General features: G+C 59.9%; 13 protein-coding genes and 1 tRNA gene. 3 read left to right on the top strand and 11 right to left on the bottom strand.

Annotated elements, in window-relative coordinates; genetic code table 11:
- Nucleotides 1-320 precede the first annotated feature (320 nt).
- Nucleotides 321-1,556, top strand: coding sequence for a PLP-dependent aminotransferase family protein (locus AAFG07_RS05235; RefSeq protein ID WP_342729056.1), 1,236 nt, complete (start codon nucleotides 321-323; stop codon nucleotides 1,554-1,556).
- 100 nt (nucleotides 1,557-1,656) lie between these two features.
- Nucleotides 1,657-2,553 carry a LysR family transcriptional regulator gene (locus AAFG07_RS05230; protein ID WP_342726309.1) on the top strand — a complete coding sequence of 299 codons (897 nt, stop codon included), beginning with the start codon at nucleotides 1,657-1,659 and terminating at the stop codon, nucleotides 2,551-2,553.
- Between the two features lie 55 nt (nucleotides 2,554-2,608).
- Here AAFG07_RS05230 and AAFG07_RS05225 read toward each other — a convergent pair whose 3' ends face one another.
- From AAFG07_RS05225 to AAFG07_RS05180, 10 genes are all read right to left on the bottom strand, one after another.
- Entirely contained in the window at nucleotides 2,609-3,919 is a 1,311-nt protein-coding gene (locus AAFG07_RS05225; RefSeq protein WP_342726308.1) for an MFS transporter, read from the bottom strand.
- Between the two features lie 112 nt (nucleotides 3,920-4,031).
- Nucleotides 4,032-5,273, bottom strand: a complete 1,242-nt coding sequence (locus AAFG07_RS05220) for an amidohydrolase family protein (RefSeq protein WP_342726307.1) — start codon at nucleotides 5,271-5,273, stop codon at nucleotides 4,032-4,034.
- 5 nt (nucleotides 5,274-5,278) lie between these two features.
- Complete coding sequence (locus AAFG07_RS05215; RefSeq protein ID WP_342726306.1) at nucleotides 5,279-5,623, bottom strand: hypothetical protein; 345 nt, start codon at nucleotides 5,621-5,623, stop codon at nucleotides 5,279-5,281.
- Nucleotides 5,616-5,981, bottom strand: a complete 366-nt coding sequence (locus AAFG07_RS05210) for a Rieske 2Fe-2S domain-containing protein (protein ID WP_342726305.1) — start codon at nucleotides 5,979-5,981, stop codon at nucleotides 5,616-5,618. Before AAFG07_RS05210 ends, AAFG07_RS05215 begins: the two co-directional genes overlap by 8 nt.
- Before the next feature lie 1,805 nt (nucleotides 5,982-7,786).
- Nucleotides 7,787-9,307 (bottom strand): porin, encoded by a 1,521-nt coding sequence (locus tag AAFG07_RS05205; protein ID WP_342726304.1) that lies wholly within the window; start codon nucleotides 9,305-9,307, stop codon nucleotides 7,787-7,789.
- Entirely contained in the window at nucleotides 9,244-9,891 is a 648-nt protein-coding gene (locus AAFG07_RS05200; RefSeq protein WP_342726303.1) for a hypothetical protein, read from the bottom strand. The genes AAFG07_RS05205 and AAFG07_RS05200 overlap by 64 nt, the downstream gene beginning before the upstream one ends.
- Nucleotides 9,888-10,115, bottom strand: coding sequence for an ABC-three component system middle component 6 (locus AAFG07_RS05195; protein WP_342726302.1), 228 nt, complete (start codon nucleotides 10,113-10,115; stop codon nucleotides 9,888-9,890). The genes AAFG07_RS05200 and AAFG07_RS05195 overlap by 4 nt, the downstream gene beginning before the upstream one ends.
- Nucleotides 10,112-10,756: an HNH endonuclease gene (locus AAFG07_RS05190; protein ID WP_342726301.1), complete on the bottom strand. Its 645-nt coding sequence runs from the start codon at nucleotides 10,754-10,756 to the stop codon at nucleotides 10,112-10,114. The genes AAFG07_RS05195 and AAFG07_RS05190 overlap by 4 nt, the downstream gene beginning before the upstream one ends.
- A gap of 88 nt (nucleotides 10,757-10,844) precedes the next feature.
- Entirely contained in the window at nucleotides 10,845-11,294 is a 450-nt protein-coding gene (locus tag AAFG07_RS05185) for a PIN domain-containing protein (protein ID WP_342726300.1), read from the bottom strand.
- On the bottom strand, nucleotides 11,291-11,593 hold the full coding sequence (locus AAFG07_RS05180; protein ID WP_342726299.1) for a hypothetical protein: 303 nt from the start codon (nucleotides 11,591-11,593) through the stop codon (nucleotides 11,291-11,293). Before AAFG07_RS05180 ends, AAFG07_RS05185 begins: the two co-directional genes overlap by 4 nt.
- A gap of 418 nt (nucleotides 11,594-12,011) precedes the next feature.
- Here AAFG07_RS05180 and AAFG07_RS05175 point away from each other — a divergent pair, with 418 nt between their 5' ends.
- The gene (locus AAFG07_RS05175) at nucleotides 12,012-13,739 is read left to right on the top strand and encodes a recombinase family protein (RefSeq protein WP_342729055.1); all 1,728 of its coding nucleotides are present in this window, start codon (nucleotides 12,012-12,014) and stop codon (nucleotides 13,737-13,739) included.
- Here the strand turns inward: AAFG07_RS05175 and AAFG07_RS05170 are convergent.
- Nucleotides 13,696-13,772: transfer RNA gene (locus tag AAFG07_RS05170), tRNA-Met, on the bottom strand. The two genes, AAFG07_RS05175 and AAFG07_RS05170, sit on opposite strands and share 44 nt — an antisense overlap.
- Nucleotides 13,773-13,817: the final 45 nt, after the last annotated feature.

Raw genomic sequence — 13,817 nt, 5'->3', positions numbered from 1 at the left:
CAATGTCAAACTTATTATAGTTCAATATTCAAGATTTCATCGTATTGCACCGCAACAATAGTGATTGTTAGCCGAAATATCCGTCGAGACTGCGGGAAACACAACTTTTTGAGACCGATATTGAAACAATCATGAAATTGAACTATTCAACTTTCTCCCGTTGAGGATTAGCGCTCTTGTCTCAAGACATTTCTGCCGAATGGATTCCGGTTATCGCAGAGGCTCCAGGCCCGCGTTATCTGGCGTTCGTCCAGTCGCTGGAGAACGACATCGAGTCCGGAGCGCTGAAGCCTGGCGCGCGCCTGCTTCCCCAGCGTGATATGGCCGCGCAACTCGGCTTGAGCGTCGGAACAATTTCCAAAGCCTATGCCGAAGCGGAATCCCGCGGCCTCATCTCCGGCGAGGTGGGCCGGGGAACGTTCGTCCAGCGTCGACGACCGTCGACCAATGCGGAAAGCCAGCCGGCGACGATCAATCTTGCGCTTAACGTGCCTCCCTCCACCGGCGAGGACGAATTGATCGGGTCGATCCTGCAGGAGATCGTCGCCGATGGAGCGCTCAAGCCGATGCTCGGCTATTTGCCGCATCAGGGGCTGTTGCATCATCGCCAGACCATGGTGGCCTGGCTCGCGAAGCTCGGCATCCCCGCGGACGTCGACCGTCTCTTCATCACGCACGGCGGACAGCACGCCCTGTCGATCGCGCTGGGAATGGTCGCGACGCCGGACGCCGTGGTCTTGACGGAGCGCTTCTCCTACTCGGGCATGATCGCGCTCTCCGCCCAGAACGGCTACCAGCTGCACGGCGTGGACGGCGACAGACACGGCCTTCTGCCGGAGGCCCTCGACCGCGCGTTTGCCGAGACGAACGCACGGGCCCTGTTTGCGACACCGACGCTGCAGACACCAACGGGGACGGTGATGCCCGAGGAGCGGCGGCGGGACATTGCGGAAGTCATCCGCAAGCACGACGGATTTCTTCTGGAAGACGATGTCTATGCCTTCCTGTTCTCCACGCCTCCAAAGCCGATCGCGCAGCTGCTGCCCGAGCGGACCTTCTATGTCACGAGCTTTGCGAAGTGCCTGGCGCCCGGTCTGCGCATCGGGGCGATGATGGTGCCCGACCAGTTCCGCGACAGATGCATCAACGCAGTTCGCGCGACAGGATGGATGGCGTCCCCGATCATGGCCGAAACCGTTGCGCGTCTGATCCATAGCGGCGACCTGCTGCATCAGGTCCACCTCAAGCGCGCCGAGGCCGCGCGCCGCAACGCCACCGCCGACGAGGTGCTCGGAGACTGGCTTCCAACGGTGTCCGACACGCCCGGCTTCCACCGTTGGCTGCCTATCCCCGCCGGCCGCACCTTGATTGCGCTGGTTGCACAAGCCGCCCGGGCCGGCATCACAATCGCCCCGCCCGGCGCCCTGCAACAGATCGATCGCGGCACGCTGGGTGTGCGCATCTGCCTCGGCCATCCGACGATCGACGATTTGAAGAAAGCGCTGTTCGAGCTCCGAAGAATCCTGGAGTCGGCCGAAGAGATGTCCTTCGTCTAGCCTCGTCGGCGCCACCAGCAGCATGCGTAACCATCCGCGATAAGGAGGAGATTCAAATTTCGGCTCCGTTTCGCCCATCCCTGGCAGACCGGGACGATCCATGATCGAGCTGCGCCAGTTCAGACAATTCATTGCCGTCGCGGAGGAGCTGAGCTTTCGGCGCGCCGCGGAACGGCTGAATATGGCGCAGCCGCCGCTGACGGCCACGATCAAACGCCTCGAAGACGCGGTCGGCGCCACCCTGATCGAGCGCACAAATCGGATCACGCGCCTCACGGAGGCCGGCAGGGTCTTTCTCGAAGAGGCCCGGAAGGCAGTCAATCAAGCCGAACGCGCCGTTCTCGCGGCGCAGCGGGCCGGCGCTGGCCTTACTGGTACATTGCGCGTGACGTTCGTGGCGAGCGCCGCGCGCGACATTCTGCCATCGATCCTGCTTCGCTTCCGGGAGCACTACCCCGCCGTTCAACTCGAGCTGCGCGAGGCTATGACAGCACAGCAGATCACGCTGCTCGGAAGCGGCGAGAGTGACCTTGGTTTTGTGATCCCCCCGCTTCAGAATGCGGAAGCGTTGAACGTGGAGGTCATCGCCCGCAGCCGGTTGGTTGCCGCCGTTCCCGAAGCGCACCCGCTCGCGACGTCCGAACATATCGCGCTCTCGGATCTTGCCCAGGATCCATGGATCCTGTTCGCGGCGCGCCAAGGTCCCGGGTTGCATCGCATCATCCTCGAGGCTTGCGCCAAAGCAGGCTTTGCACCGCAGGTCGGCCAGGAAGCGCCGCAGATGGACACGATCGTCAACCTCGTGGCCGGCGGCATGGGCGTTGCCCTGGTCTCCCGAGCGCTGGCCGGCAGGCGCGAAGGCGTCGTGTTTCGTGAGCTCAGTGGCCCGGGCACACCGGTCGAATATGAACTCGCGATCGCCTATGGCGCGTCGTCTCCGGTGCTGGACGCATTTGTCGCAGCCACGCGATTGCGCGCCAAGTTGATCCGGCCGTAAGGTGCCACTCCATTGATGCGGACGACCCTGCATCAATGGAGGACGGGATGCGGCTTCACGCCTTGGCACGGGATGAAACGGCCAGGATTAGAATCATCGAGACGATCAGAAGAGCGGTCACATAGAACAGGCCAGCTGCAAAGCTACCAGTCATATCCTTGAGCACGCCCACCACCGCCGGACTGATCGCCGACCCTAGCAGCCCTACCGCACTGATGAGCCCAATTCCGGCCGGTCGCGCTTCTTCGGACAGAATTCCCTGCGGCAACGCCCAGAATACACACATCGCACAGAACGCGCCCGACACCGTGAATACCAGCCCGGCCAGACGCAGCACCGGTTCGGGAACGAAAATCACGATCAACCAGCCCACAGCCGCCATCGCGAGCGCCACAATCACGTGCCAGGTTCTCTCCAGGGTCCTGTCGGAACTACGCGTCCAAAGCGGCATCAGAACAAGGGCACACAGCGCCGGGATAGCGGTCACCAGTCCGACATAGGAGAGCGAATAGGTCGCCAATACCTCCCGCACGATGGTCGGAATCCAGGTCGCGTTGGCATTGATGGTGTTCACCAGGCAGAAATAGGCCAGCGCAAGCAGAACGATTCGCGGCTCCATCACCTGCTTCCAGACCGATGCCTTCGGGGCTTTCTTCTGCGTCGTGTCACCGCTGCTGACGAGATTTGCCAGCGTCCTCTTCTCCGTCTCATCCAACCAGGTCGCATCCTTCGGCTTGTCGGTAAGGTAGAAGTAGGCCACGACACCGAGAAACACGGCGGGAACCCCTTCGAGAAGGAACATCCAGCGCCAGCCCTGAAGGCCCATCACACCGTTCATGTGCTCGAGGATGAAGCCGGAGATACCACCCCCAATCGCCATGGCAACCGGCTGGGCCATCATGAGCCGCCCGTTGGCGCGCGCGCGATGCGAATTGGGAATCCAGTACGTCAGATAGAGCAGAACACCAGGCACGAAGCCTGCTTCGAGAACGCCGACCAGAAAACGCGCGAAATAGAGGCTATTTGGTCCCATCACCAGCATCGTGGCTGCGGACGCCAATCCCCAAGAGATCAAGATGCGCGCGATCCAGACACGCGCGCCATAACGCACCATCAGCAGATTGCTCGGAATCTCGCAGGCGACATATCCGACATAGAAGATAGAATTGGCCAGACCGAACACGGTCGCCGTCAGCATCAGGTCCTTGTTCATCGACAGGGCCGCAAAGCCAATGTTGATGCGATCAAGATAGTTGATGATGTAGAGCACAAAGAGAAAGGGAATCAGGCGCCGCCACACTTTCCTGACGGCCTCCTGGGCTCCCCGCTGGCCAACGGCATAGTCGACCGAAGCTATTGTCGTCATCGTCCCCCCGCTTGATATTCTTTCTTCGAGCCGGCCCGCATCAAGGCAAACCGGCAATCATCGAGCTCACTTTGACAGCAACGCTGCCCACGCCCAATCGCTACCTATCGCTTCAGCCTTGGCTCAGCTTCTTCACCGGGACCGGATCGAGGTTGAACAATCGTGCCGCGTTGAGCCCGAGGATGTTTCGCTTGGCCTGCTCGCTCAGGAATGGCAGGTCACAGATCTCTTGCGGGAGATCGAAGTCGAAATGCGGCCAATCCGATGCGAACAGAAGCTGCGTCTCGGCCTTGATCATCTCGAAGGTCGTTTCCAGCGCCTTCGGGTGCGTCGTCTCCATCGGCTGCGTCGTGTACCAGCAGTTGGTATTCATGTACTCGCTCGGCATCCGCTTGAGTTGCGGTGCCTCCGAGGGACGCATGAGATACTGATCGTCAAGCCGCTGCATAAGGAAGGGTATCCACGCCAGGCCGCTCTCCACCCACATCGACTTGAGCCTGGGGAAGCGCTCCGGGATCCCGTTCAAGATCCAGTTTGTCATGTGCACCATATTGCACCAAGCGAATCCTAGCGCGTGCATGCCGAGGAAGCGGTTCACGGTGGCAAGCGAGGGGTCCTGCCAATGATAGCCGGCGTGGAAAGCAATCGGCTTGCCGCGCTCCTCGATCATTGAATAGAGACGCATATAGTCGTTGTGATGCACGGGCTTGTAGCGCGTGCTTGTGACACAGAACCCGATCACGTTCTTGTTGTCGCCGAACTCCTCGACCGCACGCTCGGCTTCCTTGGGCGTATTGAACGGAAGATAGATCAGCGTCTTGATGCGATCGTCGGCCGACAGGATCCTGTCCGCCATCCATCGATTGTAGGCACGCCCCAGCCACACCTCCATGTCCGTCTGGGGATGCATGCCCAGAAACAACATCGGCGTCGGAAACACCACCATACTGTCAACGCCAAGCGAATCCATCGCTCGACGCGTGAGGGTAACGTCGCGGTGCACGTCGGTCTCAGTGACCTTTTCGCGCTGATCGTCCTGATGCGGAATGCGTCCGCCCACCGACTGGTAGCGAAGACCGAGATCGCCATTCAGCCCGAACGGCGGCGCACCGATGCGTTCCGCCTGGTAGCGCATGGCGTTGTCGCGAAGGACCGGGTCCTCGATGTAGGTGACAATCTCCTTCCAGGACACGGTCTCGACGTGGTGCGCGTCGATGTCGACGATGAACCAGTCCTCAAGTCCACGCTTAATCGCGTTCTTCCTCGCCAGCGCGAGCACATCGCGCGTGTCAGTATAGACGTCGATCTGCTGAATTCTGGCCTGTTCGGATCCGAAGGTTTCGCGCTTGTTCATCGTGATTATCCTTGAACGTAGGTGTCTTCGTCAGGCCGGCGGCGATACCACAGCGCCAGCTCCATCGGTCCGAGGTGCAGTGCACGCAGCATTTCCGCCACGGCGGACAGAAGTTCGGTTGGCGTCATTTCGCTGTCGCGCTCGCCGGCGATCGGCTTGAATGTCCGCTCCTCCCCGTCCGACTTCGCGACATAGAGGCGGATCGCAGCGGTCAGGATGTTGGCGACGGATTCGTCGGAAACGCGGCTGGCTTGCCCGGTCTCCACCAACTCGCGAGAAGCGCGCAGCAGATCGGGCGCGATGGCGTCGATCCAACCGTACTGATCGTTGCGGCGATCCTGATCAAACAACAACATAGAGCTCTCCATCGCGAATCGTCAGCTCGGCCTTGCGCAGGCGGATCTTCGGGTTGCCCTGATGGGCGCCGGTTTTGATGCTGTACTCGTAGCCGTGCCATGGGCAGACGATATTGGTCTCGGTCTCGTCATATTCCATTGCGCGCACGGTACGGTCTTCGGCAACCGGCTCAAGCACACGCTTCATGATCCGCCCCTGGCAGATCGGCCCCGCGCGATGAGCACAACGATTGTGCCAGGCGTGGAATTTGCCATCGAGCTTGAAGACGCCGACTTCTTTGTCTCCGCAGACGATCACCCTGCGGTCGCCGTTCGCGTAGTCCGTCACCTTTCCGGCATTGTACTCGGGCATTCCTCGTCTCCGTCGTATGCTTCGGTTGCAGGCCCGGCTTCGCAGGGCAGTGGGTGTCTTGACGCCGAGCAACTTCGCTTGCTTTGTTCTTTTCAATCCGGACCGGGGCGCCGGCAATAATCCATTTTTGAAAGCGCGATACGCGCGCGGTATCGCGGTCGGCCGGCGGTCGCTTCGCGCTGCGCGGCCTCCCGCCTGCGTCGAAGAAGGCGCTGGATATCTGCGGCACGGCATCGCGAGATAGCGAAGCGACCTCGGCGTTGCCGTCCTGAACGTTGTCCTGCCCCGGGCGACATTGCCGTGCTCTGCGGAACCTGCCCCAATCCTAGTTGATACAAGCACATTCAGCATTGGCTCGATGACGGGGTGAAGGCGGACCCGAAAGACGTCTGTGCAAAGCGTCCAATGCCAGACCAGTTCCGGCTGCCGGCGGCCTCTCATCGCCGTCCTCAAGCTTCACGTCGATCTTCGACCGGTCCGCTGCGGCCGGAGGAGGCAAGGCAGGCTTGTCGCGATCGCCCACCGCGCAGCGCTTGACCGGGTTGTCGACGAAGAACCGGTCCTCGTCGTCATGGCCAGCGGACCGAGGAGACAGCGTGTCTCGATCAAACTCACAAATCAATCACCCGCTCGACCTGTTGGTCTCGCCTCATGAACAGATAGCACCTTGCGGAATTGAGCCGCGATATCGCGCCAAAATACCAAAATGATATGAGTCAAGCCGCTCCATTGGTCGCCGACCTCGATGGACCTGCGCCACCATTCCGAAGCCTGAAGCAAAGCGGAAGCCGACAGGAATGCAGCCGCAAGGGCATCAGCAAAGCGACCGCGAAGCGGCATGCGGGACCGACAGCGGCGACGAGACAAAAAGGCACCCGGCGCGCGCATTAGTGATAGCGATGCCGCAGGCAAATGCGCGCCGACGACTGTGCTAGCTATTCGGACGTTGGCGACTCGGCTCGTTTCGCATTCTTCAACCTCCGATCGATGATCATGCGAACGCGTCGCTGCGCAAGGAGGTCAAGCCGCGTGTGCGTCGTGCCATGCCAGAGCTGATCACGGATATTGAATGACCAGTGCCAGATAGCTGCGCCGCGTTCAACTGCATGACGCCGGCCACAACGGGTGGCCATTTGAAGCCGCTGCTATCGAGCCGCTTCCAATACATCACAAGGCCGCTGCCATCCCAGACGACAATCTTCAGCACGCTTCGCACGGAAGACCACCGCCGCGCCTTTCATCGGTCATGGCCTAGTGTCTCCTTCGCGAGAAACGCCAAGCCATCCGCGCCCTTTCTGAAGTCCGCAGGCTGGGTCGCAACGTAAATCATGAGGCCCGCGGGTGGCGTCAGCATGAACGGGTCCGTCGGAGCGCCAAAAACACATCACTCAGCACAGCAAGGCTAGGCGTTCCGCGCACCTTACCATTGACGCGGGTAGTCACGCTTGATTGTCGCGTAGCGGCAATCAACGCTTGCCAAACTCTTCGGCGCGCGTTCTGACACCACGAGCGAGGCCTTCACACTTCGTCAGAGACCTAGAGCTCGATATTTCGTACCTTCATCGACCGACACGGCTAAAGCCGAAAGCCCATCAAATGGCCAAAGTCGGCGGACCAGATTTTGGCTCAGGCAAAGACTTCTGCCACAAAGCTCAGCAGGCTTTGTGTGAAGAACTCTGCGGTGAAGTGACGGGTCCTCTAGCCAGCAATCCCGTCCTTCAAGGAAAGGCCCCCGGCGGGCATGCCGGAGGCCTTCGGAGAAGTTGGCGAAGATGGAGTCATGCTATTGTTTGTCGTGCGCTCCACTACCAGTTGCGATTGGCGCGGAGGAGCAAGAGCAGCGTATTCTGGTTCTTCAACTCGTACAGCGCTGCAGGCTTGCCGATTGCCGCACTAGACGCCACGACCGTGCCAGCGTACTTTTGGTCCAGATGAGTGTAGGTCAAGTCGGCCGTAAAGGTCAGATTCTTGACCGGAGTCCATTGGGTCTGCGTACCGATCTGCGCAATGCTGAAGTCGGGGTTACACCTGGTGATAGCACCACCAAGAGCATTGAGGGTGGCCTGGACCGAACCGCCGACACCGCCAACGCCGCAGAGCAGGCCCTTAGCCGTGTCGTTGTACATGACCTGAGCATAGGCGCCGTAGATGCTGGTGTTCCAGTACGGATTCCAGTTGTGAACATAGGCGCCATCAAAGCCCCAAGTCTTGACGGCCTGCTGGGAAGTTCCAGCAGCGAACACCGTGTCAGGCGCAATACCGAGACCGACGCTCTGGTAAGTACCCGGTAGGTTGGTGCCGCCGTAAATGGTATTGGCGCCTGCAGAGCCAGCTAGGTCTTGGATGTTGTAACCGGTTGCACCATCGGTATACACGCCCTGGAGGTTGATCGTATCACCAGGCCCGGTCGGGATGTTCTTGATCGACAAGGCCAACTGACCGGCCCAGCCCCATTTGTCGTCCGGATGGCCACTCAACTCTCCGAGGGCGCCGTAGTAAGCAGCATGGTTGTCATGTGCAGCGAACGACGCCTGAAACAGGCCCCACGCCTGGTCGACGCGCAACATCGCAACGAGATCCGGAGCAATCGTTCCAGCGTAGTCGCTTGTGCCGTAAGGACCGCCGGCGCTGATGTTATTCACACCAGCCTGATAGTATTGCGTCTGATCTTGGGCCGACAGGGATAGCGACACGCCGTTGCCGAACTGCGCGGTGTACGTGAACTGGTTGACACCAGTAATCGTACCGCCACCACCAACGAGTCCGTCGAAGCTGTTGCCTGGATAGTTGGCCCACGGAGCCGAGAATTGCGAGACCGCCTTGCCCATCGTGAAACCGGCGAACTGGATGAAAGCATAGTAGACACCGACCGTTCCCGCGGCTACAGCGCCTCTGCCCGCGTTGTTCGGCGCCTGAGCGGTGCCGATTGGCGAGTAAATGGTCGCGCCGGTTCCGGTCCCTGCGTAGCTATCCGACGCCCAGCTGAACGCCGCTTGAAAGTAGGTGCGAACCATGCCGTACTCGGAAGCGGAACGTGTATCGATGATCAGGTCTTCACGAGAGCGCCAAGTATAACCGTTGGTGAAACGGTTGTTCGCGGCACCGGCCCCCGAAGTGTTACCTGTGTTGTCCACGTTTGAGTTCACGACAACATCCATGCGAAGCAAGCCGCCTAGCTTGATGCAGGTGTCGGTACCAGGGATGTAATAGAACCCTGGGCCATACAGAGAGCAGATCTTCACATACTCGATCGCCTTGGCCTTCACTGGAAGATCCGCCGCTTGCGCCGCGCCGATAGCGAGCAGGCCAGCCGCCGATCCCAACACAAAACCTTTTCCCAGTTCAGTCCGAGAAGGAAAGCATTGTGGAGCTGGATGTCCCAAGTCTTTTGGTTATCAAAGTATTTGAAGGGCGCGTTGTAGGCAGCCGCCTGGTTACGCACGAAATAGGAAATCAGTGATCGTGCTGACGGCTTGTACCCGGAATCTGACGCAGGTTCGCTGATACCGAACAACGCCCAAGCGAGAACGGAGCGCCATTTCTTGGTGTCGAGGCCGGGAACGTTTTCCTTGTTTGGCGCCGGCTTGAACGGCCATCCATCGGTTAGACCCTCGATCGCGAAAAATCCTGGCGCTTGCGTCGCGCGTGTGACAGCGACGTTTTGGCCGGCCAGGGAGAGCTCCAGTGTGAATGCCCAACCTTGCAGGGCATCCACACGCAGCCCCTTACCGGGCGGGGTGTTGCTTCCCAGACAAAAGTCGATGATCTCGATCAGTGTCGATTTGCCCAGTGCATTGGTCGTGTCCTTTTCGCCGGCCGACGTCGAGCGGTCGGCGAGAATGAGATTCACGCCGGGCTCGAAATGGACGGTATGGAAACCTCTCTTGTTGGCGCGAACCGTCCGGATCATGGAGCCGTCCTGACTATTAGGCCATCTTCCATCTCGATGGCGCCAATCAGGTAAAGAAGGTTTGACGCGAGCACGAAGCGCTCGAAGGTGCCGACGTTCGGCTCCGAACGGAGACGCTCCCAGAGGCCGGAAACGGTCATCGGCTCATTCAAATGCTCAAGCAGCGTCGCGCCGACGCCGATCAGCGCTTCATTCTGCGGAATATGCTTGGTGGGCAGGATCATTTCTCGAATACATCGCAGATTTCGAAGAGGTAAACCAGCACGGCGATGCCGGCCGTCTTGTCAGACTGACGGCGAAGGCCTCGTTGCGCGAATGCGCACATGAGCTCAAACAGCTCATCGCCCTGATGGCCCTCCTTGCGCCGTGCGTAATATTCCTCGAGGAATCCAGCCTTGAGACGCTCCGGGAAATCAGAGTCCAACTGCGCCTCGGCCTCGACATACTCGGCAACGGTGGCGCGCGACATCAATCCGGCTGCAATGATATGGCGCGAGCCATTCGAAAGCGCGTTCTTCTTGATCTTCTCGTCCGGCGCGGTGAGTTCGAACGAACCGTTTGCCGCCGGCACCTGATTGGCTACCCACGACACAGCGTTCTGCAGCTCTGGAAATGCGATGTCGGCAAAGGCCTCCTCCATCGCCTGCCGGACCAGTTTCTCATGCGTCTCCTTCAGCTCATGCAGCACTGTAGTCGGCCAATCAGCCTCAATCTTGTCGATGATCGTGTGATGATCGGTGCAGAGGTAAATGAGGTTCCGCACATTATCCCGCTCCGTGTCGGTCATGGACGAGTCGTACCGCGCTGCCCCCGGTTTCTCGCCGCGGATGTGAGCTGCCTCGCCGACATAGGTGTCATCCCCCACCTTTGCATCATAAGTGAGGTGTTTGCCGCACTTCGGAAAAGCACAGACGCCACCGCTCCTAAAGGCTAGGATGATCCTCGTCGGATAACTAGCGCCCAAAGTGATCTCCCGCCGCACCGCGCATAGGATTGACGAGTTGGACCCCGGCGAAATCCTTCTCGTTATCCGTCACCACCACGCAATCATTGGCACCGGCGACGGCTGCAATGATCATGTCGAGTCCGCTGCGAGGACGACCGGCGGCCTTCCCCTCCGCCATTAGCCGCGCCCAAACTAAGCTAGCCCTTTCGTCGAACGACAGGATGCGCCCTGCAAACAGCGCTTGCGGTCCTTCTGGACCGGCGAACCAGGCGTCAAGCGCGTCGCGCTTTTTGCCGCGCGGCTTTTCTAGAATGCCGCGCCGGATTTCGGCCACTGTCAGCGAGGCAATGAACAAATCCTCATCGCGTTGCTCCCCCATCCAAGCCAATAGTAACTCAGACGGCTTCGGCTTGACGATGTTGCTGATGATGTTGGTGTCGAGAAGATAGAGCGTCACAGATCGACCTTGCGCCCTTTTTCACGCGGGCGAGAAAGGTCGAGATCGGCACCGACCAAAGGTGAGCGACGTAGAGCAGTGAGGATATTTCCGGGCTTCGGCGGCTCGCCCGCGACGACCGTTTTCACGGCTGAGCGAACATGCTCCGCTTCTGGCCCTTCCTCCGCCAAGCGGCGCGCGAGGGTACGGATCAGCTCACGGTCGGAGTCGAGCGCCATCACCTCGAAGCGCGTGAAGCCGCGCTGCGTCAGCCGCGCACGGTAATTCTGAGTAGCTCTCTTCTGCGCGGCATTGCCCATTGCCGATCTCCATGTTATATCTGGATATATAGTCCAGATTTGTCACAATGGCAAGGGATGGCAGGATGACGACGTGCGCTCCCGACTTTCTCAGGGGGACGGGCAACGGCCCGGAGCAGCGCCGGTATTTTCCATATGCTGCGGCACGCCTGGCTACGCGAGACTTGGCCATTGCCGACAGATGCGAGCCGGACGCCGCAAAATATTCGCCTTTGATTCCAGTTGCTTATCTTTCGGCTCGCAGCGATCGTGAAGCCTATCACCTTGTAACCGGCATCGAACATCGTAGCGATGGACCATGGCAACCGCCCAAAGCAGAGAAGCGCGCTTCGGCTCGTCGAGCCGGAGTTGACGCTCGTACGGCATGGCGATGGTCTCGACCAGCGTTTGGTCGAGTTGATACGCTTGCTCGCCCGTCGTGCAGCGCGGGAAGTGTTCGAGAAGCAAACGAAGGGACGTCGCACGACGCGCTCCTGACGTCACGGGAGAGTGTGCTGTGAAGGTCGCGATTTACGCCCGATATTCGTCTGACAATCAACGCGACGCTTCCATCACCGACCAACTCCGCGTGTGCCGTCTCCATGCCGAGAAGCAGGGTTGGCAGGTGGTCCAAGAGTATACCGACCACGCGATTTCGGGAGCCTCGCTACTCCGTCCCGGCATCCAGGCCTTGATCTCCGATGCGACACGCAGTCGCTTCCAGTATGTGCTGGCCGAAGCGATGGATCGCCTCTCGCGTGACCAGGAGGACATTGCGGGCCTCTTCAAGCGCATGGCCTATGCCGATGTGAAGATCGTCACCCTGTCCGAGGGTGAGGTCACGCATTTGCATGTCGGCCTTAAGGGCACGATGAATGCCTTGTTCCTCAAGGATCTGGCCGACAAGACTCGCCGCGGTCAGCGCGGCAGGGTCGAATTGGGCAAGTCAGGCGGTGGTAACGCCTATGGCTATGATGTGGTCAAGAAGTTCGACGGGAAAGGCGAGCCGGTGCGTGGCGACCGGACCATCAACGAGTTTCAGGCCGAAGTGGTCCGTCGTATCTTCCGCGATTACGTGACAGGCAAATCGGCAAAGCGGATCGCCTTCGAGCTGAACAAGGAGGGCGTCCCCGCGCCGGGCGGTGGCGACTGGGGCTTCAGCACGATCAACGGCAATCCGAAGCGGGGTAACGGCATCCTCAACAACGAGATGTATGTCGGCAAGCTGACCTGGAACCGCCAACGCTTCATCAAGGATCCGGATACGGGCAAACGCCAAGCGCGAATGAACCCGGAATCTGAGTGGATCAACCAGGACGTGCCGGAGTGGCGCATTCTCGATGATGAGCTGTGGCAAGCAGTCAAGGATCGCCAGAAGGCCGTCAAACAGAACCGCAGCGACGACGGCGAGCCCGAAAACCATTTCCGGGAACGACGACGCCCCAAATATCTCTTTTCGGGGCTGACCAAGTGCGCTTGCTGTGGCGGCGGTTACTCGATGATCTCGGCCGATCTAATCGGGTGCTCGACGGCACGCAACAAGGGGACCTGCGACAATCGCAATAACATCCGGCGCGGCCAGCTCGAGGCCCGCGTCCTAAATGCGTTGCGTCATCACCTGATGGACCCGGCCCTGTTCAAGGAATTCTGCGACGAGTTCACCCGCGAGATGAACCGGCTCCGCATAGAAGGCCGAGCGTCGATTGATGCGGCCGAGGCGGAGACCAAGAAGATCGACCGCGAGCTCGATACGCTCCTAAACGTGATCCTGAAAGGCGGAGCAGCCGACCGCCTCAACGAGAAGATGGTCATGCTCGAACGCCGCCAGAAGGAGCTAAAGACGTTCCTGCAGGAGGCGGAGGAACCACCACCCCTCCTGCACCCGAACATGGCGCATCACTATCGCGTCCAGGTCAACGAGCTGTACGCAGCGCTTCAGGGGGATTCGGAGGAAAAGCGTATGACTGCGGCCGACCTGACCCGATCGCTTGTGAAGGAGATCATTCTGACGCCAGGAGACGGCGAGCTTCGGATCGACGTGCGGGGCGATCTGGCCGGAATCCTTGCGATTTCGCTTAAAAGCAAAAGGCCCGCCGGAGGGGCGGGCCGATCGCAAGTTGAGATGGTTGCGGGGATAGGATTTGAACCTATGACCTTCAGGTTATGAGCCTGACGAGCTACCGGGCTGCTCCACCCCGCGTTAAACCGTTGCATGCCTTGCAGAAAGAGTGCCCGAGCCGGTCGG

This window comes from Bradyrhizobium sp. B097, assembly GCF_038957035.1.
In the GTDB taxonomy this organism is placed as follows: Bacteria; Pseudomonadota; Alphaproteobacteria; order Rhizobiales; family Xanthobacteraceae; genus Bradyrhizobium.
This window is presented reverse-complemented; position numbering and strand designations above follow the sequence as displayed.

Coding starts and splice junctions, on each gene's coding strand:
- AAFG07_RS05235 (WP_342729056.1), top strand. CDS start 321: ATGGCCGCGCAACTCGGCTTGAGCGTCGGAACAATTTCCAAAGCCTAT.
- AAFG07_RS05230 (WP_342726309.1), top strand. CDS start 1,657: ATGATCGAGCTGCGCCAGTTCAGACAATTCATTGCCGTCGCGGAGGAG.
- AAFG07_RS05225 (WP_342726308.1), bottom strand. CDS start 3,919: ATGACGACAATAGCTTCGGTCGACTATGCCGTTGGCCAGCGGGGAGCC.
- AAFG07_RS05220 (WP_342726307.1), bottom strand. CDS start 5,273: ATGAACAAGCGCGAAACCTTCGGATCCGAACAGGCCAGAATTCAGCAG.
- AAFG07_RS05210 (WP_342726305.1), bottom strand. CDS start 5,981: ATGCCCGAGTACAATGCCGGAAAGGTGACGGACTACGCGAACGGCGAC.
- AAFG07_RS05200 (WP_342726303.1), bottom strand. CDS start 9,891: ATGATCCGGACGGTTCGCGCCAACAAGAGAGGTTTCCATACCGTCCAT.
- AAFG07_RS05195 (WP_342726302.1), bottom strand. CDS start 10,115: ATGATCCTGCCCACCAAGCATATTCCGCAGAATGAAGCGCTGATCGGC.
- AAFG07_RS05180 (WP_342726299.1), bottom strand. CDS start 11,593: ATGGGCAATGCCGCGCAGAAGAGAGCTACTCAGAATTACCGTGCGCGG.